Genomic DNA, 20,524 nt, shown 5'->3' on the forward strand with positions numbered 1-20,524 from the left:
TCAGGCCTTCAGATGCCAGGTGACGAGGACGGTGAGCGCGGCCCCCTCCGGCAGGTCCGCGGCGATCCTGAGCCACGTCCCGAAATGCGCGACGCGCGCGAAGGTGACTTCGCCGGCCCGGACCGGCAGGTCGAACGCGCTGCCCTCCGCCACCCAGTGCATGCCGTCGGGCGACAGCTCGACGCGGGCACGGCCCGGCGCGCCGACCGCGTCCTTCAGGGCGCGCACGAAGACAACGGCCTCGCTCGCCCAGCCGGCCTCGTAGGGCTCGGTGGCGGATGCGCCCCGCCACTCCTCGTTGCGGGCGACGACGGCGGCCTGGCTTTCGCGCAGCATCAGAAATCTCCCGACAGGCAGACGGAATCGATGAAGAGGCTGGCGCGCTTGTCCGTGTCCGTCTCGACGAAGAAGGCGAGGTTCAGCATGCACCAGAGGTTGCGCATGGCCGGGATGCGCATGCTGTCGAAGCCCGACAGGTCGAATTCCCGGTCGTTGCAGGCAAGGCCGGTCGCCTGCATGGTCACAAGGTCGAAGTCGAAGCGGCAGTAGTGCCAGTTCACCTTGGTCGGAATCTCGTTGTAGCAGAGCCTCTGCCCGCCGCCGGCGATGTCCTCCCATCCTTCCGGCGCCAGGTGATAGTGCGTCACCGTCTTGTTCCCGGCGCCGACCGCGGCGAAGGGCTCGTTCCGGCGCTTGAACTGCCACTTCTGCACATGCGCGCCGTCGAGCGCGTTGAGGAAGCGCAGATGCGGCATGATGCGCCAGGCGTCGCCGTCCTGGTCCCCCGTCTGCAGGTCGTAGAGGAAGCCGATGGAGCGCACGTCGGTTTCCGACAGGCGCAGCTCGTTCGCCTCGGGCTTGAAGGTGAAGTAGAACTCGAGCCGGATGGGGCCGCGCCGACGGAAGGTGAGCCGCTTGATCGAAACGTTGCGCGCGCCCGCCTGCGGCCGGGTCGCGATCTTCAGCGCATAGCTGCCGTCGAAGCCGCCGTGGCTGCCGAAGTCCCATGTCGGCAAGGTCGACAGCATGGCCTGTGAATGCTGGGCATAGCCCGGATGCATGGCATCGAGCGTGTCCTCGTAATTGCCGACGAGCTGCGTCCAGCCGCAGAAGCCGCGGTCGAAATCGTCGAAGGCGATGATGCGCGGCAGCGGGTCGAAGCGCGACAGGGCGGGATCGGCGAGACGCAGGGCCGAAGCGATCTCATGGCGGTCGAGTGTCATCGGGATGGTCCTTCTCAGCCCTTGGTGGCGCCCGCCGTCAGGCCTTCGATGAGATGGCGCTGGCACAGGACGACGAAGGCGAGGATGGGCAGGAGCTGCACGGTGGTGGCGGCGAAGAGGACGCCCCATTCGACGCCCTCGAGCGAACCGATCATCTCGGACAGCACGAGGGGCGCGGTCTTGGCGTTCTTCGTCGTGAAGATGAAGGCGAAGAGGAACTCGTTCCACGCATAGACGATGACGAAGATGGCGACCGCCACCATGCCCTGCGCCGACAGGGGCAGGATGACGCGGCGGAAGATCTGCGCCTGGCTCGCCCCGTCCATCATCGCCGCCTCGTCGAGCTCGCGCGGGATCTGGTCGATGAAGGTGCGCATCACCATGGTGCCGAGCGACACGAAGAAGGCCGCGTAGAGGATGATGAGCACCGCATAGGTGTCGTTGAGCCCAAGCGCGTTGACGATCGGGAACAGCGGCAGCGTCGTCACGATGGGCGGCAGGAGACGCAGCGCGATCATGGCGAAGACGGAGCCGGAGAGGAAACGGCTGCGCCAGCGCGAATAGCCGAAGCCCGCGAGCGTCGAGGTGAGCACCGCGAGCAGCGTCGCGCCCACGGTGACGATGAAGCTGTTGGCGAGCCCGGTGAAGAAGTCGCCCCAGCGCTGCCACAGGGCGACGAAATTCTCGAAGGTCGGCCGCCAGGCGACGCCGGTGGCGAAGATGTCGCGCTCGGGCGTGAAGGCGGCGCTCACGATGAGCGCGATCGGCCCGAGCGACCAGGCGAGCACCAGGGCAACGGCAACGGCCTTGCCGAGGAGGCGCAGGAGCCCGGAGGGCGTGAAGGCAGGATCAGTCGGCACGGGCGAACATCTCCCGGTAGAGCCGGCGCAGGTAGAAGGCGGCGAGCAGCAGCGAGGTCACCACCATCAGCCATCCGGTCGCGCTCGCCGCGCCGAAGTCGTTGTAGCGGAAGGCCTCGAGATAGAGGTAGACGGCGACGACCTCGGTCGAGCGCGCCGGCCCGCCCTGCGTCAGCAGCCACACTTCCGAGAACAGGCGGTAGGCGAAGATGTAGCGAAACAGCATGGCGACGAGGATGGCCGGCATGAGCAGCGGCAGCGTAACGCGGCGAAAGCTCTGCCACGCGCTCGCCCCGTCGATCTCGGCCGCCTCGTAGAGGTCCTTCGGGATGGCGAGCCGCGCCGCATAGAGGATGATGAAAGTGAAGGGCAGGTGCAGCCAGATGCTGAGCAGAGCGACGAGCGCCAGCCCGTGGCTCGGCACCACGGACCATTCGAGCGGCGGCAGGCCGATCCCGGTGAGCACCCGCGTCATGAAGCCGGTATCGGGATCGAACAACGTGCGCCACATGACGACGGCGCCGACCTCGCTCACCGCGTAAGGCGCGAGGACGGCGGCGATGAGCAGCTTCCGAAAGGGCAGACCGGCTGCGAACAGCACCGCCATGGCAAGGCCGAGCACGACTTCGACATGCACGACGACGAGCACGACGATGACCGTGTTGCCCAGCGCTCGCCAGAAATAGGGATCGGCGAGGATCTTGGCGTAGTTTGCGAAGCCGACGAAGGTCGCCGCCCGGCCGAAGGTCGACTGCTGGAAGGAGAGCCACAGCACATAGACCGCCGGGATGAGGATGACGAAGGCGAGCAGCGCGAGCGCGGGGGCGACATAGGGCAGCGCCCGGCGCGGCTCCTGCATGGCGGAGATCGAGAAAGCCGCCATGCGCTCACTCCGTGATGCGGTGGGCGGCGAGCGCCGCCCGGTCGAGCGTGATGCCGAGTCCCGGGCCGGCCGGCACCGGCAGCGCGCCGTTGACCATCGTCGCCGGATCGCCGACCGGCTCCATGAGCAGCGCCTCGCGCAGCGGATTGCGATAGACCATGCACTCGAAGGCGAGGCAGTTCTCGGCGGCGGCGGCAAGCTGCAGGCTGGCAGCGACGCAGACAGCGCCCGACCAGCCGACGTGCGGGGCATAGGCGACGTTGAAGCTCTGTGCGAGCTCGGCGATGCGCCAAGTCTCGGTGATGCCGCCGGCCCGCGCCACATCCGGCTGGATGAGGCCGATGGAGCGGTCCTGCAGCATTGGCAGGGCGTCGAGCGCCGTGAAGTCGCTCTCGCCCGCGGCGAGCCGCACGTCGAGCTTGTCGCGCAACAGGCGATAGCCCCCGCGATCCTCGGGCCGCAATGGCTCCTCGAACCAGTCGTAGCCGCACTCCTCGAGCGCGCGTCCGACGCGCACGGCATCGTCCAGGTCATAGGCCCAGTTGGCGTCGACGCTGAGGCCGACGGCGTCGCCGGCGAGACGACGCACGAGGCGGATGCGGTCGATCGAGGCGGGCACGGAACGGCCCGTCTTCACCTTGATCTGGCGGAAGCCGGCAGCGAGCGCAGCCGCGACCTCCGCCTCGACGGCCGCGTCGTCGAACCAGTTGATCGAGGAAGCATAGGCCGGGACCGTGCCGCGCCCGACGCCGCCGAGGAGCTTCGCCACCGGCATGCCGGCGGCCTTGCCGGCAATATCCCACAGGGCGATGTCGACACCGGCGACAGCCTCGACCAGCATGCCGCCGACACGGCCGGTGAGCACCCCGCGCATGGCGTTCCACAACCGGCGCCGGTCGAGCGCATCCTCGCCGACGATCCTCGGCGTGAGCACGCCCTCGATGAAGCGCGCGTAGGCGGCCGCGCCGCGCCGGCCGAGGCATTCCCCGAAGCCGACGAGACCCTGGTCCGTCTCCACCTCGACGACGACGATCTCGACCGTTGTCCAGTCGCCTTGCGAAGTCCGCTGCGCTGTCGGCAGCGTGGCGCGCAGCGGATGCACCTCAACCCGCGCGATACGGCCGGCTGCAAGCCTTGGAGTGTCAGGCATGATCCCGCCTCTGGTTTCCTCTCTTGTATCTCACCTATCTGATAAGTTTCTAGGTTGCAACCCTGCTGGGTTTATGCGATGAAGGCACCATGCAGGATCAACTCGACATCGCGGCCGATGCCCGCGCCGACGACTGGGCGACGCTCCTCGGCGCAGCCGATATCGCGCCGAGCCGTCTCGGCGACGCGGTCATCGAGCGGTTGACGGAAGCGATCATCGACGGCCGCCTCAAGCCCGGCGACCCCCTGCCCTCTGAGGGGCAGATCGCCGCCACCTTCGGCATCTCCAAGCCGATCGCGCGCGAGGCGCTGCGCGAGCTCGCGGCGATGGGCGTCATCCAGGTGCAACAGGGCAAGGTCAGCCGCGTGCGGGCCATCGACAGCGGGCCGCTGGCGCGCTTCTACCGCTTCGCCGTCGGCAGCACGAAGCACGGCCTGCGCGAGGCGGTGGAGCTGCGCCGCATGCTGGAGCCGCATATCGCTGCGCTCGCCGCCGAGCGGCGCACCGAGGCCGACATCGCCGCGATGCACGACATCCTGAAGCGGATGGAGGCGACGCTCGGCGACGTGCCGGCGTGGATCGAGGCGGACCTCGCCTTCCACAACCAGGTGGCGGCGATGGCGCACAACCGGCTCGTCATGCTGCAGCTCAAGGGGCTCGAGCCCGTCGTGCGCATCATGATGGTGCGCTTCAACGCGCGCGAGGCGCGCACCATGGACGATTGGCGCGTGACGCTGGCGCGCCACGCCCTCATCGCCGAGGCGATCGAGGAAGGCAATCCCGCAGCGGCGGAAGCGGCCATGCGCAGCCACTTCGCCGCCGCCGATGCCGCCATCCGCGAGATCTTCGGGCCGGACCCGACGCCGGGCCGGCCAGGCTAGGCCCATATCACCAGCGAGGCCCGCAGCAGAACGGGCCCGAAGGGAGGGAACGAGAATGGCACCGATCGACAGAAGGACGCTGCTGGCAACGGCAGGGGCGGCGCTGGCTGCCCCGAACATCGCCTTCGGCCAGGCGGCCAAGGGCCCGCCGCTGCAGGTCTTTTCCCACCGCGTCCACAAGACCGTGGCGACCGGCCAGAGCGGCGACGTCACCGCCCCCTGGACGGCCGATACGGGCATCGCCGTCGAATGGACGACGTTCGACACGGGACCGTTGCAGGAACGCCTGTTCCGCGAAGCCTCCCTGTCGCAGACGAGCGTCGACGTCGGCTTCATCCTCAACACCCAGGCGGTGCCGCGCACGGCCGAGCTCTTCGAGCCGCTCGACGACTACATGCGCAGCGACCCGCCGGAGGATGTCGCCGACATCTTCCCCGGCCTCATCGAGGGCATGACCGTCGGCGGCAGGCTCGTCGCCGTGCCCGTGCGGCATGCCTCGTCCGGCCTGCACTGGAATGCCGACATCCTCGCCGAGCGCGGCTTCGAGAAACCGCCGGCGACGATGGAAGAGCTCGTCGAGGTGGCGAAGGCCGCGACCTACAAGCGCGCCGACGGCACCAATTGCGTCGGCCTGTGCATGCCGGGCGTCACCTATCCCAATGTCATCGACATCGCCCGCGCCTGGGACGGCGATTTCATCACGAAGGACTTCAAGGTGGTGGCGGATCAGGAGGGCATGCTCAATGCCATCCGCCTGCTGCGCGGCCTGTTCGAGGCCGGCGCCTTCCCGCGCAACTTCACCGCCCTGACGACCGAGGAGGTCGCGACCTGGATGCAGCAGGGTCGCGCTGCCATGGCCCTGCAGAGCATGGGCCGCAACCGCATCTTCAACGACCCGCAGAAGAGCAAGTTCGCCGGCAAGATCATGACGGGGGCCGTGCCGATCTCGGAAACGCTGAAGGACCGCTATGCGGTTGCGCCGGCGAAGGTCGAGTTCTGGGGCCTCGCCATCCCCAAGAACAGCACGCGCAAGGACCTCGCCTGGAGTTTCATCAAGGCGATGCTGACGAAGGACGCGACGCTCAAGATGGCGCTGAGCGGCAACGGTCCCGTCCGCGCCTCGACCTATGACGATGCCGGCTTCCGGGCGTCGGTCCCCTATGCGGATGCCGAGCGCGACGTCCTGAAGGTGGCGCGCGTGCCGGTGCCCGCCTTCGACGAGGCGGCGCGCGCCGGCGACATCTTCAAGGAAGAGGCCGAGGCGGCGGTCCTCGGCATGAAGAGCCCCGAGGCGGCCATGACGTCGGTCGTCGAACGGGTCAGGCCGTTGCTGCCGTCCTGACGACGCAGCGCGGCGGGCGATTAAAACAACGAAACCGGAGGAGATCCGCGATGGCGGAGGATATCGCTTGGGCAAGGAATGACGGCTGGCGTCTGTCACGCCGCCGGATGCTGCAGCTCTCGGCCGGGGCCGCGCTCGCCGGCCTCCTGCCGCGCACGGCCATGGCCGCGGGGCTCGAACTCAACGTCTTCGGCCATCGCGTCCACCAGGCTGCCGCGACGACCGGTCCGGGCGGCGACGCGACGGAGGCCTGGCGCCGGAAGAGCGGCAACACCGCCTCTTGGGTGACGCTCGGCGACGTCAACGCCATCCACGAACGCCTCCTGCGCGAGGCGACGCTCGGCACGACGACGATCGACGTTGCCTATCTGCTCAACGGCCGGGCCGTGCCGCGCAACCTCAAGCTCTTCACGCCGCTCGACAGCTTCCAGAAGGAGGCGCCGATCGCCGAGTTCGACGACATCGCGCCGGGGCTCGTGAAGCCCCTGCAGCTCGACGGCGCGCTCTACGGCGTGCCCGTGCGCCACGCCACCAATGTCATCATCTACAATGCGGCGCTGTTCGAGGAGCGCGGCGTCGCCCTGCCGAAGACCTTCGAGGAACTCGTCGAGGCGGCGCGCAAGCTCACCTTCAAACGCGACGACGGAACCCAGGTCTACGGCCTCGCCTTCACGCCGGTCTTCGCCTCGAACTTCCTGACCATCGCCCGCTGCCTCGATGGCGACTACATGACGGAGGACCGGAAGATCGTGGCGGCCGAGGCTCCGATGGTCGAGGCGCTGAAGGTGCTCGCCTCGCTCTACAAGGACGGCGTCCTGCCGCGTAACACGGCGACGCTCAACAACGAGGAACTGACGACCTGGATGCAGCAGGGCCGGGCCGCCATGAGCATCCAGCCCTTCGCCCGCCTCGCCTCCTACAACGACCCGCAGAAGTCGCGCTATCCGGGCAAGCTCAAGCCACTCGTGCCGCCGATGGCCGAGGCGCTCGTCGGCAAGGCGAGCTATGCGCCGACGGTCGAGTTCTGGTCGCTCGTCATTCCGGCCAATTCCAAGAACCAGCGCGCCGCCTGGGATTTCGTCCGGCACCTGTCCTCGCCCGCCGCGACGACGCAGATGGCGCTCAATGGCAACGGGCCGGTGCGGATCAAGACCTATGCCGACCCGGACTTCGGCAAGAGCTACCCTTACGCCGGCGTGGAGGCCGAGGCGGTGGCCGCCTCACGCATCCACCTGCCCGCCTTCGACGAGCAGGCCCGCGCCCACGATATCTTCATCGAGGAGACGCAGGCCGCCGTCTTCGGCATGAAGACGCCGCAGGATGCCATGGCGGAGGCGGTGAAGCGCGTCGCGCCCCTGCTCGGCTGACGTTGCCCTTCAAGCACCGGGCGCACTCCCCGGGTCCGATCCGATCAGGTTTCAATCTGACGGGATCCGGCTCTACGCGCCTGGCCGCGATGCCGGCATGGGCCCGACATAGCGCGACTGCGGCCGGATAAGCCGGCCGGCCTTTTCCTGCTCCAGCACATGGGCCGTCCAGCCCGCCATGCGGCCCGCCGCGAAGACATTGGTGAAGCTCTCGCGTGCAAAGCCCACGGCCTCGAGGACGAGCGCCGTATAGAACTCGACATTGGTCTCGAGTGGCCGCAGCGGCTTGCGCTCGGCGAGCAGGGCAAGGGCCGCCGCCTCCACCGCCTCGGCGAAGCGGATGCGGCCGCCGGCATCGCGCAGGCCGGCCACGGCGCCCTTCAGCACGTCGGCCCGCGGGTCGCGCACGCGATAGATGCGGTGGCCGAAGCCCATCAGCCGTTCGCCGCGCGCCAGCGCCTCCGTCAGCCACGGACGGATCCGGCCTTCCTCGCCGATGGCGTCCAGCATGTCGAGCACCGGCCCCGGCGCCCCGCCGTGGAGCGGCCCCTTGAGGGCGCAGAGCGCGCCGATGACCGATGAGAACAGCCCCGCCTTGGTCGAGGCGATGACGCGCGCCGTGAAGGTCGATGCGTTGAGGCCGTGGTCGGCGACGGTGACGAGATAGGTGTCGAGCGCGCGCACATGGCTCGCAACAGCCGGGCTACCGTGCAGCATCCTGAGGAAATCCGCCGCTTGCCCCAGATCCATATCCGGCGCGACCGGGTCCTCCCCGGCGCGGCGGCGGTGGATCGCCGCGGCGAAGACCGGCACCGCCGCGACCGCGAGCACGTGATGCGGCCCCTCCTCCGCGTCCGCCAGCGCCGACAGCAGCAGGCGCAGCGCCTCGACCGGCGCGAGGCCGTCCGTCGCCGGCAGCAGCGGCGGCAGGAGCGCGAAGGCGTGGGTGCGCGCACGGCCGAGCGCGCTGCGGATCTCGGCCTCCTCCATCGGCTCGGGCGCGAGGTCCCGCCACAGCAGGCCGAGCACGTTCTCGAAGCTTCTGCTCGCAAGGGCCTCCAGATCGTGCCCGCGCACGATCAGGCGCCCGGCCGCGCCATCGACATGGCTCAGCACGGTTTCGGCGGCGATGACATCGTCGAGCCCCGGCGCGGCATGAGCGGCAAGCGGGGCAAGGGCGGGCGGTAATGGGTTTGAACGGCTCGTCATGGTCATCCTCGCGAAAAGCTTGCCACGAGGATGGCGCTGGAATACATATAGTCAATATTGATTCATGTAATCAATCTAGGAGCGACGGTGGCGCAGCACGACCGGTTCATGGACGCGGCGGCGGCTGCGCAGAGCCTCGGCGTCAGCCGGGCGACGCTCTATGCCTATGTAAGCCGCGGCCTCATCCGCGTGGGCGAGGCCGCGGGCGATCCGCGCCGGCGCCTCTACAGCGCGCACGACATCGAGGCGCTCAAGCGGCGCAAGGAAACCGGCCGCCGACCCGCCCGGATCGCGGAGACGACGCTCGACTGGGGCCTGCCGGTCCTCGCATCCGCCATCACGCTCATCGAGGACGGCCGCCTCTACTATCGCGGCCACGAGGCGACCCGCTGGGCCGAGACGGCGACGCTGGAGGACACGGCGCGGCTCCTCTGGAACTGCGAGGGGCGGAATCCCTTTGCGGAGGCGCCCTCAGGAGTACCGTCCCCCTGGGATGCCGCGCTCCTCGCCCGCCTTGCCCACCTGCCGCTGTCGGAACGATGCCAGGCGCTGCTGCCGCTCGTTCCCGCCGGCCGCGCCATCGCCTGGCAGCGCGACGTGCGCAGCCTCTGGCCCGGCGCCGTGGCCTTGCTGCGTGCGACCGCCGCCGCGGCCAGCGGGACGGAGCCGGACGGCGACGACGTCCACCGGCATCTCGCCCGGGCCTGGCATCTCGACGAGACGGGCGCCGACATCCTGCGGCGGGCGCTGGTGCTCGCCGCCGATCACGAGCTCAATGCCTCGGCCTTCGCCGTGCGCGTCGTTGCCTCGACGGGGGCCTCGCTCGGCGCCTGCCTGAACGCCGGCCTCGCGGCCCTGAGCGGTCCCCTGCACGGCGGCACGACGAGCCTGGTCGAGATCCTGTTCGATGAGGTGGAGCGGGCCGGCGATGCGGCCGCGGTCGTGGAGGCGCGGCTCAGGCGGGGCGAAGGCGTGCCGGGCTTCGTCCATCCGCTCTATCCGGAGGGTGACCCGCGCGCCGCCGCCCTCCTGCCGCTGCTGCCGGCGGATGCTGCCCGCGATGCCCTGGCGGAGGTCATGCAGACAAGCGCCGGGCGGCTGCCCAACATCGATTTCGCGCTGGTGGCCCTGCGCCGGGCGTTCAACCTGCCGGCGGGCGCGGCGCTCGCGATCTTCGCCGTCGGCCGCACCGTCGGCTGGATCGCCCACGCGCTGGAGCAGCGGCTGGAGGACAGGCTCATCAGGCCCCGCGCACGCTACACCGGACCTTCCGCCGAGGGTGTCTGAGAAGGGCGAAACCGCCCCGCGCTCACTCGCGGCGGTCTCCGTAGAGCTCCTTGATCTTGTGGTGCTGCTTCTCCCGCTCGCCGGGGCTCAGCCGCCGGCGCCGCATCAGGACGTAGCTTACGGCGGCCGCGAACAAGACCGGACCGATGACGACGAGGAAGAACCAGAAATACTCACCCATGGGTGCCTCCGTCCTCCGCCTCAGTAGCCGCCGATGATGGGCAGGATCTCGCCCGTGATGTAGCTGGAACAGTGCGGCGAGGCGAAGAAGACATAGGCGGGCGCGATCTCCTCCGGCTGGGCCGGGCGCTTCATCGGCACCTTGGCGCCGAACTGCGCGACCTGCTCCGGCGGCCGCTCGGACGGGTTGAGCGGTGTCCACACGGGCCCGGGCGCGACAGCGTTGACGCGGATGCCGCGCGACACCAGGTTGGCCGCCAGCGCCCGCGTGAAGGCGTGGATGCCCCCCTTGGTCATCGAATAGTCGATGAGTTCCTTGCTGCCGTCGATGCCGGTAATCGAGCCGGTGTTGATGATGGCCGAGCCCGGCTTCATGTGCGGGATCGCCGCCTTGGCCATGAAGAAGTAGCCGTAGAGATTCGTCTTCAGCGTCGTGTCGAAATGCTCCGGCGTGAGATCCTCGATGTCGGAGGCGTGGTACTGGAAGGCGGCGTTGTTGACGAGCACGTCGAGCTTGCCGAATTCGTCGAGCACGCGCTTCACCGTCTCCTCGCAGGTCTCCTGCCTGCCGACGTCGCCGGGCAGCAGGATGCAGCGGCGGCCCTCCTTCTCCACCGCACGCCGCGTCTCCTCGGCGTCCTCGTGCTCCGAAAGATAGGCGATGGCGACATCGGCCCCCTCGCGCGCGAAGAGCACCGCCACGGCCCGGCCGATGCCGGAATCGCCGCCGGTGATAAGCGCCGTCTTGCCTTCGAGCTTCTTCGAGCCGAGGTAGTAGGGCGCATCGTACATCGGTGCCGGCGAGAGCTTGGCCTCGACGCCGGGCTTGCGGTGATGCTGCTCCGGGAAGGGCGGCTCGGGATAGCGGCGCGCGCCGGCCTGCATGGCGCCATCACCGCCGCCGCCGTCCTTGCGACTGTCAGCGGCATCGACCTTCTTCTGCACCTCACGCTGGCGCGCCGCTGCGGCGCGGGCGTTGTGCGACATGCCTGGGCGAGTGTCGGACACGAAAACCTCCGGGCTGCGGAACAGGGTCACGCCGCCATCTTGCGGCAATGCTCGGCACAGGTACGGCAGGCCTCGACACAGGCCTGCATGTCCCCGAGCCGCTGGCAATCATCGGCGCATTGGCTGCAAATCTCGGCACATTCGGCACATACGTGCCGGTGATGCTCGGAGCCGATGAGCATGAAATGCGCGGCCGTGCGGCAAATCTCGGCACAGGCCATCATCAGCGTGAAATGCCGCTTTTCGGTATGGGCGCCGCCGAGCGCCAGACAGTGTCCCATCGCGGTCGACTGGCACGTTCCATAGCAGTGAAGGCAGGCATCGATGCAGGCTCGCATGTTCCGGTCGGTGTGATGCATGGCAGCTCTCCCTGTCCTGGCCCCCCAATCGCGTCCGGTCCCGATTGTTCCCCGCCGGGCGGAACCGCACCGCTCCTATGCGCATTGAGCGATGGCCGTTGCCGGGGAGCGGTCCCGGCCACTGGATGGAGTCCGCCCATGAGCCTACTGTCGGGGAAGAGGAGCCCCCTGCTGCGGAAGCTGAGCAACTTCAGTACCTTTGATGCCGATGAGACGGCCGCGATCGAGGCGCTCGCATCCGAGCCCGTGCCCTACCGGCCGCGCGAGATCATCATCGAGGAAGGCGAGCGGCCGCAGGGCGTGAACCTTGTCCTGTCTGGCTTCGCCTGCCGCTACAAGGCGCTGCCGGACGGCCGACGCCAGATCCTCGGCTATTTCGTGCCGGGCGACATCTGCGACTTGCGCGTGTTCGTCCTCGAGGAAATGGATCATTCCATCGCGGCCGTGACGGCGGCGGAGGTGGCCGTCCTGCCGGCGGAGGAGATCCGGCAGGTCACTGCCCGGTTCCCGCGCATCACCACCGCCCTGTGGTGGGCGACGCTCGTCGAGGAGGCGATCTCGCGCGAGTGGATCCTCAACATGGGCCGGCGCTCGGCCGGCGAGCGCACGGCCCATCTCTTCTGCGAAATCTATCACCGCCTCAAGGCGGTGGAACTCGCCGACGGGGGGCGCTTCACGTTTCCGGTCACGCAGCAGGAGCTGGCCGATGCCCTCGGCCTTTCCGTCGTCCACGTCAACCGGACGCTGCAACTGCTGCGCCGACGCGGACTCGTCGACATGGAGAACGGTACGGTCATTCTGCCCAACCTCGAGGCGCTGGAAGACTACGCCATGTTCAATCCCCGCCACCTCCATCTGCGCGAGCGGGCGCGGCCCGATGCCTCGGCGCCGCTCGAGACGACCTGAGATGCACCATCCTCAGGGCGCGGTTGCGGCCGCGTTTCTGGCTGCCCGAGCAGCCTGAAACCGAGAGGATATCCGGCATGCCCGTCCCGGTTCGGCGAGGAGGACGGCGCAGGCCGAGTCGAATCGCAGAGCGGCGAGCGATGCGCCGCCCAGACAACCGGCCGTACGGGCGGCTCAGGCGGGGATGGCGCCGTGCCGCCGCACGCGGTTGCGCCCGGCCCGCTTGGCCGCATAGAGCGCCGCATCCGCGCGCGCCACCAGCTGCCCAAGGCTTTCGCCGGCGCGGGCTTCTGCGAGGCCGAAGCTCGCCGTGACCTGCCAGCCGTCGGGCAGGGAGCCGAACCGCGCCTCGCTGACCGACGCCCTCAGCCGCTCGGCGAAGGCCGCGGCGCCCTCCGCGTCGCACCCGGACAGCAGCAGTACGAATTCCTCGCCACCGAAGCGGGCGCTGAGATCGCCTCGCCGCATCGCCCGCCGCACCAGGGCCGCGAAGGTGCGCAGCACCTCGTCGCCGGCCGGATGGCCAAGGGTGTCGTTGATGTTCTTGAAGCGGTCGATGTCGGCGATGACGAGGCATAGCGGATGGCTGTGACGGTCGGCGAGCCGCTGCGCGGCACCCTCCTCGAAGCCGCGCCGATTGAGAATGCCGGTCAGCGGGTCGAGGTTGCCCGTGCGGCGCAGGTCCTCGATGACATCACCGACCGTCACGGCAAGGAGCGCAAGCGCCAGGGCGACACCGAGCACGGCGAGCGAGAACTGCAGCGCGAGCCAGAACGGCGACAGGCCGAACTGGGCCGGATCCGGCGCGGCGACGCCAACGGTCAGGATCGTCCGCGGGAAGAAATGCAGGGCAAAAGCCAGGAGCGTCCAGAACAGCACGCGCTCCGTCAGGCGCCCCTTGCGCATGTCACGCAGCCGCCAGGCCGTTGCGAGGCATATCAGCCCATAGCCGAAATTGAGGATGTAGATGCGGACCAGCAGGTCGCGGTCGACATAATAGAAATACGCGATGCCCCCAACGATGAGAAGTGTGATAGCGGCCTTCTCGGCCAAGGAGGTGCGCTTGCCGGTCCGGGCGAGCAGCCCTTCGGTGAAGGCGAGCACGCTCGCAGTATAGATGAAGGCCGAAACGACGGCATTCGGCCCGGCGCCGGGCGGGATCTGCAGGATCTGCGACAGCGTGCCGAGACAGAACAGCAAGCAGGAGGCGCCGAAGACCAGAAGGTGCCTCCGGCGGCGGTCGAAGGTCCACGCCAGCACGAAGCTCGCCGCAAAGACGAGCAATATGGTCGGACCTACCAACAGAACCAGCCGCATGGCGCTGCGCGATGCCCCATTTTCCGCAAGGTCTGTCCGGCGCTGCATATCGCCCGCATGCAACCTCTGCAAGTTGCGTCGGTTGCGGCCGGGCGCTGCCCTGCTAGCGCATCGCGCGCCGTCCGACGGCGAGCGCCGCCATCGCGAACAACCCACAGGCCAGCGCGACGAAGATCGGCAGGCCATGGCCGGCTGCCTGCATGGCGAAGCCGGCAAGCGCCGGGCCGACGAGCGCGCCGACGCCCCAGAACAGGCCCATGCCCGCATAGATGCCGATGATGTCGCTGCCGGAGAATCGGCTGCCCACGATCGCCAGCATCAGCGTGTAGATGCCGACGAAGACGCCACCCCAGACGAAGAGGAGGGCGTAGGTCATCGCGGGACTGGCGAGCGCAAAGGGCCAGACGGCGGCACCGAGGGCCGACACCGCAGCGAGGGCGACGATCAGGCGCTCCCGGTCCATCCGGTCGCCTAGCCAGCCGATGGGCACCTGCAGGACGATGGCGCCGAACATCATGTAGGCCATGAGCTGCGTGGCATCGCCCTCGCCCCAGCCGAGCGACATGGCGTAGAGTGTGAGGAAGGTCAGTCCGGCCGTCTCGATTGCCGCATTGAGGGCCGTGGCGCCCATGGCGACCGGCGCAAGACGCATGTAGCGCAGGGGATCGCCGTGGGCGGGCTTCTCGAAGGCCGGCGCCGCGATCCGAGCAAAGGCGATGAAGAGAGCGGCAGAGGCCGCAAGGGTGGCGCCGATGCCATAGGCAGTGAAGCCCTCCGACCCCACGAGCGACAGGATCAGCGGTCCGAGCGCGAAGCCGACGGACAGGGCGGCGGTGTAGGCGCCCATCGTCCGTGCCCGCGAGCGCTCGGTGCTCAACGCGTTCAACCATGTCTCGGACAGGACGAACAGCACCTCAGAGGCCGCGCCGAGCAATATGCGCAGCGGAAACCAGAGCCACACCAGGGGTATCAGCGGAAAAAGGCACAGGAGCAGCGCCGCGCAGCCGAGCGCGCCGGCGATCGCCCGCCGCAGTCCCAACCGGGCCCCGATCCGTGGAAGGAGGAAGGCCATGGCGAGGACGCCGACGGCATGCATCGCCGCATTGGCACCGATGAGGCCCTCGCTCAAGCCGCGTTCCGCCAGATCGAGCGCGATCAGCGCCGCGCTCAGGCTGTAGGTCAGCCCGAAAACCGCCGCCGTGGCGATGATGCCCGCACGGGCCAGGACGGCGCTGCCCCCGACGATGCTGGTGTACACGCGAACCTCTCAGTCGCCGGACGGCACGGCGGCGGCAGCCGAATGGTCGGACGGAGCCGGATGGACGCGGCCGCCGTCCGGCCGCGGCTCGAACTGGGCGATCAGGGCGCCGACGGCCCGGGCGTAGTCGAGGACGATGCCGGGCGTCCAGGCCATCCACGCCGCCCGGCGGCGCAGCAACCCTGCGATCCACAGCTCGGGTGCGCAGAGGAGGCGCAGCAGCAAGGCGGGTGATCGCGCCGCCTCGGCAAAACGGCCCTCAATGGCGACGTCGAGCGCACTCGCGACCGCGCTGGAGCAGTTGCGATCCGTGAGATTGTAGATCGCATCCGCTCGGTAGACCTGCCAGAACGCGCGCAGCGCCCGCCGATTGAGGCCGGCGAGCCGCACCTGCACGGTCGAGGGGCACCATTCCGCACTCTCCTCGGCATAACTCGGCTTGAACAGACCGGGCACGTCGTTGTCCGGGGTTGCCCTGAGGGCGCGGGCGAACTGGGAGGGCGCCCGGTCGATCTCAACCGCGGGATAGTGGCTGATGTAGATGTCCGGCGGCGCCTCGAGCGCGGCATGACCGGTCGAGACGATGCCCTTCTCGTCCCGGGCCGCGACATAGCGCTCGACGCCCCTGTGCAGGGGCACGATGCCGCCGGTCGGCGTCCACACGTGCACGATGACGTCGCCCTCGTCCGGCCCCTCACCCCGAACGGGAAGGATCCGCCGCGGAGAGCCGGGCCTCAGATCCCGTGCGCGCCCCCTTGCTAGAATCATCGCGACGGACGTGTCGAGCGGCAGCCGTCGGATGCGCAGCGCCAACCCGCACAATCCCATGGCCGATACGATCATCAGGGTGCCGACGTCGGCACCGACTTCCCCCTGCCAATGGCTCGGCCAGGGCACGAAGGACCAGAGGCCGATCAGGAACTCGACGGCCGCCTTCACGATGGAGAGCCGCCAGCGGTGAAAGCGCACGACATAGGCGCTGCTCGCCCGCCAGACGGCGTCACCGACGAGGAGCGCGCCGACCAGGATGCCAACGAGGATGCCGCTGTGCCATGGCGCCTCGATTATCAGGAGAACGATGATGAGGAGAACGGCCGCCTTGCCGAGACGCAGCAGCCGGCGCCCGTCCGGTGCCGAAAGGCCGCTGACCGCGGAGAAGGCGGCATCGACGAGCAGCGGAATGGCGAAATAGGTGGACGAGAAACGCAGGCTGTCGTCGAGCGCGGTCACGACGAAGAAGAGGCCGATCGCCATCCACAGAAGCCCGAGGACCCCCACGAGCCACCACTTGCGACGCACCATGCCGCCGCCGATAAGCAGGAGAAGAAGCTCCAGCATGCTTGGCCACGCCCCCGGACACCGGCATGTCGCTCGCTCCGCAGCCGGCATCGTATCCCGCGACGTCGCCATGCTAGTTCGCCCCCTTGTCCAAAGTGTTAACGGTGGCGGCCGGCTCCGGACAATCGGGCAGCGCAGGGGCGAGCATGAACGGCAGGAAACCCTGCAGCCACAGCCCGAAGGCGCTCGCCCACAGGAGGGCGGCGAGGCTGTAGTGCAGCCCGTGAAGCGCCGCAACAAGCCCTGTCTCGGGGGCGGTGCGCACCAGCGCGGCCATCGCGACGAGCAGGAACGCGGCCCTCGCTTGCCACGGCATCGCCAGTATCCGGCCGGTGTGCCTGAGGCCTGCGATGGCGAAGACGGCGAGCAGCGCGAGGCCGAGGCAGCCCATGCCCAGAATGTGCAGCCCGGCGGCGGGGGAGACCGATGCCCCGAGCTGCCCCGCGCCGATGAGCAGAAGACCGGTCCCCGCTGCGGCATTCGCGCCGGCCAGAGCCAGCACGTGGCTTGCCAGCACGCTGCGCCCCACGAACCATTCCGCCAACCGGTCCATGAAGGCCGCGCCGGCAGCGAGCGCGAGGAAGGCCGGCGCCGCGGACTGCGGAAAGGCGAGCTGTGCCGCCGCGTAGAGGGCCGTGAGCCCGGCGGCGAGATTCTGGCGTCCGGGATGGGGCTTGTAGGGAGTCGTCTCACCAGAAGGATCGAGCGCCAAGTTAAGCACGACCACGTTGATCCGCGACAGAGACAGCGCGAACAGGATCACGAGGACAAGGAGGCTCGCGACGAGCAGGCGCTGCGCGAGCGCGAATTCGCCCGCCATCCAGGCAAGGCGGATGGCCATTTCAGCCGCAACGAGCACCACGAGCCAAGCCGCGAAGGACCAATGACGCCACAGGCGCCGCCGCGCCATCGGGACGGCGACATGGGCAAGGAGCAGTGACAGGAAGGCGGCATCGCCTGCGAGCGCCAGCGGCACGAGCGCATCGGCGGCGAGAAGCCCGACGATACGCCCTGGCAACCAGACCCCCACGAGGAGGAGCAGCGCCGGGCCGCGGGGCCGGTCCGTATCGGTCCATTCCGGCACGGCCGAGGTCAGGAAGCCGGCGAGCGCGGCGGCACAGGTGCCGAAGACCATCTCATGCGCGTGCCATTGGCCCTGGGGCACCACGCCCGAGAAAGGCAGGTCGAGCGACAAGACCAGCGTCCACAGGAGCGGCCAGAGGGCGCCGTGTAAGGCGGCGACAGGAAAGAAGAGGCGCAGGCCTTCATCGAGGAGAAGCAGCGGCTGCAACCTGACCGAACGGTCGACGGAGACGCTCATTGCAGCCGTCCGGCCCCGTCGAGGATTTCGGCGAAGGCCTCTTCGCATGACCAGGCCGCTACGAGGTCGAAAACGAAGCGCTCGTCCCGCGCGCCCGGCCGGCCGGGTATGGCCCGCAGGTCGATGATGCCGCGCCGGCGGGCCGAGAGCACGACCAGCCGGTCGGCGATGCGCGCGGCTTCACCGAGATCGTGCGTCACGAAGAGGGCGCAGAAGCCCTCGCGCGCCGCCGCCTGCGCGAGGTGATCCTGCATCATGCGGCGCAGCCCGGCATCGACGGCCGAGAACGGCTCGTCGAGAAAGACCACGTCCGGCGCGACGGCGAGCGCACGGGCCACTGCTGCACGCTGGCGCATGCCGCCAGACAGTTCCGGCGGGAACTTGTCTAGGTCATCAGCCTCGAGGCCGACCTCCCTTGCTCGCACGGCAGCGATCTCCCGCCTGTGCCGGCGGGGCGTCCCCGCGCAGGCGAGGCCATAGGCGATGTTGTCGCGCGCCGTCAGCCATGGCAGCAGCCGCGGCTCCTGGAAGACCATGGCGTGGCGCCTGTACGCGCGATGCACGCGGCCACGCAGCGGCACGACGAGCCCGGCGGCGATGTGCATTAGCGTCGTCTTGCCGCAACCCGACGGGCCGACGAGAGCGACGATCTCGCCGGCGGCTAGGGCGAGGTCGATGCCTTCGATGACAGTGCGACCGAGGAAGGCATGGCCGACATTTTCCAGCCGCAGCTTCATGGCCTGACGCTCCAAGGCTGTTTGACACTCCCCGACTGCCCGGCCGTGCGCCAGCGCTCGGCCGCCTCGCGCAGCGGCTGCAGAACGAGGTGATCACTGCCGAGCGCGCAGAGGACGACGAGGACCGTCAGGGCCATGACCTGCGGGATGTCGAACAGGGCGCGCGCTCTGGCGAGTGCACCGCCGACACCGCCGGCATTGCCGAGGAGTTCTGCCATCACCGCGACCTTCCAGGCGGTGCCGATGGCCGTTGTCCAGGCCGCGAAGAGATAGGAGAGAAGATGCGGCAGCGTCACATCCCGGAAGCGGCGGAGCGGCCCGGCGCCGAAGGCGCGCGCCATGGCGTCGAGGCCGCGGTCCCGCGTCGCCACCCCTTCCAGCGCTCCCGCGAAGGAGATGGGCAACGCCGCGACGACGACGGTGGCGACCGCCGAGCCGCCCGAGGCGCCGAACCAGATGAGGGCGAGGACGATCCACGAGATCGGCGGCACGCCGAGGATGAAGGTGACGACCGGCTTCATCAGCCTCAGGGCGGCAAAGGAATAGCCGGCGACGGTTCCCGCGGCCGCGCCGATGCCGGCCGCAAGCATAAAGCCGTTGAGCGCGCGCAGCCCCGTCTCCTTCACGGCCGCGCCGAACCCCGGCTCAGTCGCGAGATCGGCGAGTGTCGCGAGTGTCGTCAGCGGATCCGGCAGGATGAAGGCCCCATAGAGCTCGTGCGCCATCTGCCAAGCGGCGGCGAGGCACAGGAGCCCCGTCGCCCCGGCCCAGGCCGACCAGAGATAGCGCCCGAACCAGGCGGCCACCCCCTTCGCGTCAGAGCGCATAGAAGCCGGCATCGGGCTGGCCGCCGCCGATAATGCGCGGGTCGTCTTCGGCCAAGGCGGCAAAGAAGCCTGTCAGCGCCTCGCGGGCGGCGGAGGCACGCAGGGCGACGAGATTGCTGGAGGCGATCGCACGCCCGACGACCGGTGCCGGCAGTTCGAGAGCCGTTGCGGCGGCTCCGCCCGCAGCAGCCGGATCGGCCTTCACGCGGGCAAGGGCGGCTTCGAGCGCCCCCTGCAGGGCTTCGAGCCCCTCCCCGCCTAACCTGTCGGCTAGCGCTGGCATCACAGCGAGGCCGGCCTGCGGCATGGAGGCCGCACCCGTGGCCACCTGCCAGGCCCGCCGGCAATCGACGGCGCGCACCAGTTCCTTGCCCGCCATGCCGCCGCGCAGGATGGCGGCCGAGGCCGCCGGCTCCGACAGGAGCGCGGCATCAACCCGTCCTGCGAGGAGAAGCTGCACGGCCTCCGGCGGCGAGCCGACGTAGTCGAGATGGATATCCCTGCCCGGCGTCAGCGCGGCCTTGGCCAGAAGCCGCCGCAGCACGAGGTCAGGCATGTCGTTGGCGAACGGAACGGCGACACGCCGGCCGGCAAGTCCGACGACCCCCTCCGCGTCAGGCGTGCCGACCACATAGAGCAGACCCTCCGTCAGGACGTTGAGAAGCCGCAGGCCGGCACCCCTGTTGTAGAAATTGGCCGCGACATAGGTCGGCACCACGACCGCCTGCATCGTGCCGCCCGCGATCCCGGCGCGCATCTCGTCAGGCGAGCGCCAGACGCGAAAGTCGAGGGACTGGCCCTGGATACTTCCTGCGGCCACCGCCTGCGCCAGGAGGACGGAGGGTGCCGCGGGCGGGCCCCAGAGCGTCATGGCTGGCGAGGCGGCGAGGGCGTGGCGCACGGCGAGAGCGGCGATGCCGGACAGCATGAGATGACGGCGATCGATCATGACCAATCCTCAGTTTCGTTGGGCTTCCGGCCCGATCACAGACAGGCGGAAGCCCGGGTGGCGCCGGCCCTCCGTCTTGGAATACTTAAAAAGACATATTTTGTATGTCTCTTTTATCGCGC

The 20,524-nt window shown here is 69.2% G+C and carries 21 protein-coding genes; 5 read left to right on the forward strand and 16 right to left on the reverse strand.

The genetic code is table 11. The features are described 5' to 3' along the window. Genes ASC46_RS06830 through ASC46_RS06850 form a run of 5 tightly spaced genes read right to left on the reverse strand, consistent with a single transcriptional unit; the run spans position 1 to position 4,116 of the window. The gene (locus ASC46_RS06830; RefSeq protein ID WP_019404311.1) at positions 1-336 is read right to left on the reverse strand and encodes a hypothetical protein; all 336 of its coding nucleotides are present in this window, start codon (positions 334-336) and stop codon (positions 1-3) included. Further along, the gene (locus ASC46_RS06835) at positions 336-1,223 is read right to left on the reverse strand and encodes a DUF6772 family protein (protein WP_055458557.1); all 888 of its coding nucleotides are present in this window, start codon (positions 1,221-1,223) and stop codon (positions 336-338) included. The genes ASC46_RS06830 and ASC46_RS06835 overlap by 1 nt, the downstream gene beginning before the upstream one ends. 14 nt (positions 1,224-1,237) lie before the next feature. Further along, positions 1,238-2,083, reverse strand: a complete 846-nt coding sequence (locus ASC46_RS06840) for a carbohydrate ABC transporter permease (RefSeq protein ID WP_245280494.1) — start codon at positions 2,081-2,083, stop codon at positions 1,238-1,240. Further along, a complete protein-coding gene (locus ASC46_RS06845) occupies positions 2,073-2,966 on the reverse strand; it encodes a carbohydrate ABC transporter permease (protein ID WP_055458558.1) in 894 nt (297 codons plus the stop codon). The genes ASC46_RS06840 and ASC46_RS06845 overlap by 11 nt, the downstream gene beginning before the upstream one ends. Before the next feature lie 4 nt (positions 2,967-2,970). Continuing rightward, on the reverse strand, positions 2,971-4,116 hold the full coding sequence (locus ASC46_RS06850; RefSeq protein ID WP_055458559.1) for a mandelate racemase/muconate lactonizing enzyme family protein: 1,146 nt from the start codon (positions 4,114-4,116) through the stop codon (positions 2,971-2,973). Between the two features lie 89 nt (positions 4,117-4,205). Between ASC46_RS06850 and ASC46_RS06855 the strand changes: the two genes are divergently transcribed. Genes ASC46_RS06855 through ASC46_RS06865 form a run of 3 tightly spaced genes read left to right on the forward strand, consistent with a single transcriptional unit; the run spans position 4,206 to position 7,706 of the window. After that, positions 4,206-4,997 carry a FadR/GntR family transcriptional regulator gene (locus ASC46_RS06855; RefSeq protein ID WP_055458560.1) on the forward strand — a complete coding sequence of 264 codons (792 nt, stop codon included), beginning with the start codon at positions 4,206-4,208 and terminating at the stop codon, positions 4,995-4,997. Between the two features lie 55 nt (positions 4,998-5,052). Further along, entirely contained in the window at positions 5,053-6,339 is a 1,287-nt protein-coding gene (locus tag ASC46_RS06860) for an ABC transporter substrate-binding protein (protein WP_055458561.1), read from the forward strand. 50 nt (positions 6,340-6,389) lie between these two features. Further along, positions 6,390-7,706: an ABC transporter substrate-binding protein gene (locus ASC46_RS06865; RefSeq protein WP_055458562.1), complete on the forward strand. Its 1,317-nt coding sequence runs from the start codon at positions 6,390-6,392 to the stop codon at positions 7,704-7,706. Positions 7,707-7,778: 72 nt separating this feature from the next. Here the strand turns inward: ASC46_RS06865 and ASC46_RS06870 are convergent, their stop codons facing one another. Then, positions 7,779-8,915 carry a citrate synthase gene (locus ASC46_RS06870; protein WP_072249452.1) on the reverse strand — a complete coding sequence of 379 codons (1,137 nt, stop codon included), beginning with the start codon at positions 8,913-8,915 and terminating at the stop codon, positions 7,779-7,781. Positions 8,916-9,002: 87 nt separating this feature from the next. On the opposite strand from ASC46_RS06870, the gene ASC46_RS06875 reads away from it, so the two are divergent. Then, positions 9,003-10,202 carry a citrate synthase family protein gene (locus ASC46_RS06875; protein WP_245280495.1) on the forward strand — a complete coding sequence of 400 codons (1,200 nt, stop codon included), beginning with the start codon at positions 9,003-9,005 and terminating at the stop codon, positions 10,200-10,202. A gap of 22 nt (positions 10,203-10,224) precedes the next feature. Here the strand turns inward: ASC46_RS06875 and ASC46_RS21510 are convergent, their stop codons facing one another. From ASC46_RS21510 to ASC46_RS06885, 3 genes are read right to left on the reverse strand one after another with little or no spacing between them, the layout of a single operon-like run. Continuing rightward, on the reverse strand, positions 10,225-10,383 hold the full coding sequence (locus tag ASC46_RS21510) for a hypothetical protein (RefSeq protein WP_169790090.1): 159 nt from the start codon (positions 10,381-10,383) through the stop codon (positions 10,225-10,227). Positions 10,384-10,403: 20 nt separating this feature from the next. Then, positions 10,404-11,369 (reverse strand): SDR family oxidoreductase, encoded by a 966-nt coding sequence (locus tag ASC46_RS06880; protein ID WP_055458949.1) that lies wholly within the window; start codon positions 11,367-11,369, stop codon positions 10,404-10,406. A gap of 47 nt (positions 11,370-11,416) precedes the next feature. Continuing rightward, positions 11,417-11,749, reverse strand: coding sequence for a four-helix bundle copper-binding protein (locus ASC46_RS06885; protein WP_055458564.1), 333 nt, complete (start codon positions 11,747-11,749; stop codon positions 11,417-11,419). 138 nt (positions 11,750-11,887) lie between these two features. Here ASC46_RS06885 and ASC46_RS06890 point away from each other — a divergent pair, with 138 nt between their 5' ends. Then, positions 11,888-12,655 (forward strand): Crp/Fnr family transcriptional regulator, encoded by a 768-nt coding sequence (locus ASC46_RS06890; RefSeq protein ID WP_055458565.1) that lies wholly within the window; start codon positions 11,888-11,890, stop codon positions 12,653-12,655. Between the two features lie 174 nt (positions 12,656-12,829). Here ASC46_RS06890 and ASC46_RS06895 read toward each other — a convergent pair whose 3' ends face one another. The 7 genes from ASC46_RS06895 to ASC46_RS06925 all read right to left on the reverse strand — a co-directional run bounded on the left by ASC46_RS06895 (position 12,830) and on the right by ASC46_RS06925 (position 20,402). Beyond that, the gene (locus ASC46_RS06895; protein ID WP_245280496.1) at positions 12,830-13,957 is read right to left on the reverse strand and encodes a GGDEF domain-containing protein; all 1,128 of its coding nucleotides are present in this window, start codon (positions 13,955-13,957) and stop codon (positions 12,830-12,832) included. A 118-nt stretch (positions 13,958-14,075) separates the two neighbouring features. Further along, positions 14,076-15,230, reverse strand: a complete 1,155-nt coding sequence (locus ASC46_RS06900; protein WP_055458567.1) for an MFS transporter — start codon at positions 15,228-15,230, stop codon at positions 14,076-14,078. Positions 15,231-15,239: 9 nt separating this feature from the next. Then, positions 15,240-16,568 (reverse strand): HdeD family acid-resistance protein, encoded by a 1,329-nt coding sequence (locus ASC46_RS06905; RefSeq protein WP_055458568.1) that lies wholly within the window; start codon positions 16,566-16,568, stop codon positions 15,240-15,242. Between the two features lie 73 nt (positions 16,569-16,641). After that, positions 16,642-17,889 carry an NnrS family protein gene (locus tag ASC46_RS06910; protein ID WP_082464740.1) on the reverse strand — a complete coding sequence of 416 codons (1,248 nt, stop codon included), beginning with the start codon at positions 17,887-17,889 and terminating at the stop codon, positions 16,642-16,644. Beyond that, positions 17,886-18,626, reverse strand: coding sequence for an ABC transporter ATP-binding protein (locus tag ASC46_RS06915; protein WP_055458569.1), 741 nt, complete (start codon positions 18,624-18,626; stop codon positions 17,886-17,888). Before ASC46_RS06915 ends, ASC46_RS06910 begins: the two co-directional genes overlap by 4 nt. Continuing rightward, positions 18,623-19,453 carry an ABC transporter permease gene (locus tag ASC46_RS06920; RefSeq protein WP_055458570.1) on the reverse strand — a complete coding sequence of 277 codons (831 nt, stop codon included), beginning with the start codon at positions 19,451-19,453 and terminating at the stop codon, positions 18,623-18,625. Before ASC46_RS06920 ends, ASC46_RS06915 begins: the two co-directional genes overlap by 4 nt. Continuing rightward, complete coding sequence (locus ASC46_RS06925; protein WP_055458571.1) at positions 19,443-20,402, reverse strand: ABC transporter substrate-binding protein; 960 nt, start codon at positions 20,400-20,402, stop codon at positions 19,443-19,445. Before ASC46_RS06925 ends, ASC46_RS06920 begins: the two co-directional genes overlap by 11 nt. Between the last annotated feature and the right edge of the window lie 122 nt (positions 20,403-20,524).

The organism is Chelatococcus sambhunathii, assembly GCF_001418005.1.
Lineage (GTDB): Bacteria > Pseudomonadota > Alphaproteobacteria > Rhizobiales > Beijerinckiaceae > Chelatococcus_A > Chelatococcus_A sambhunathii.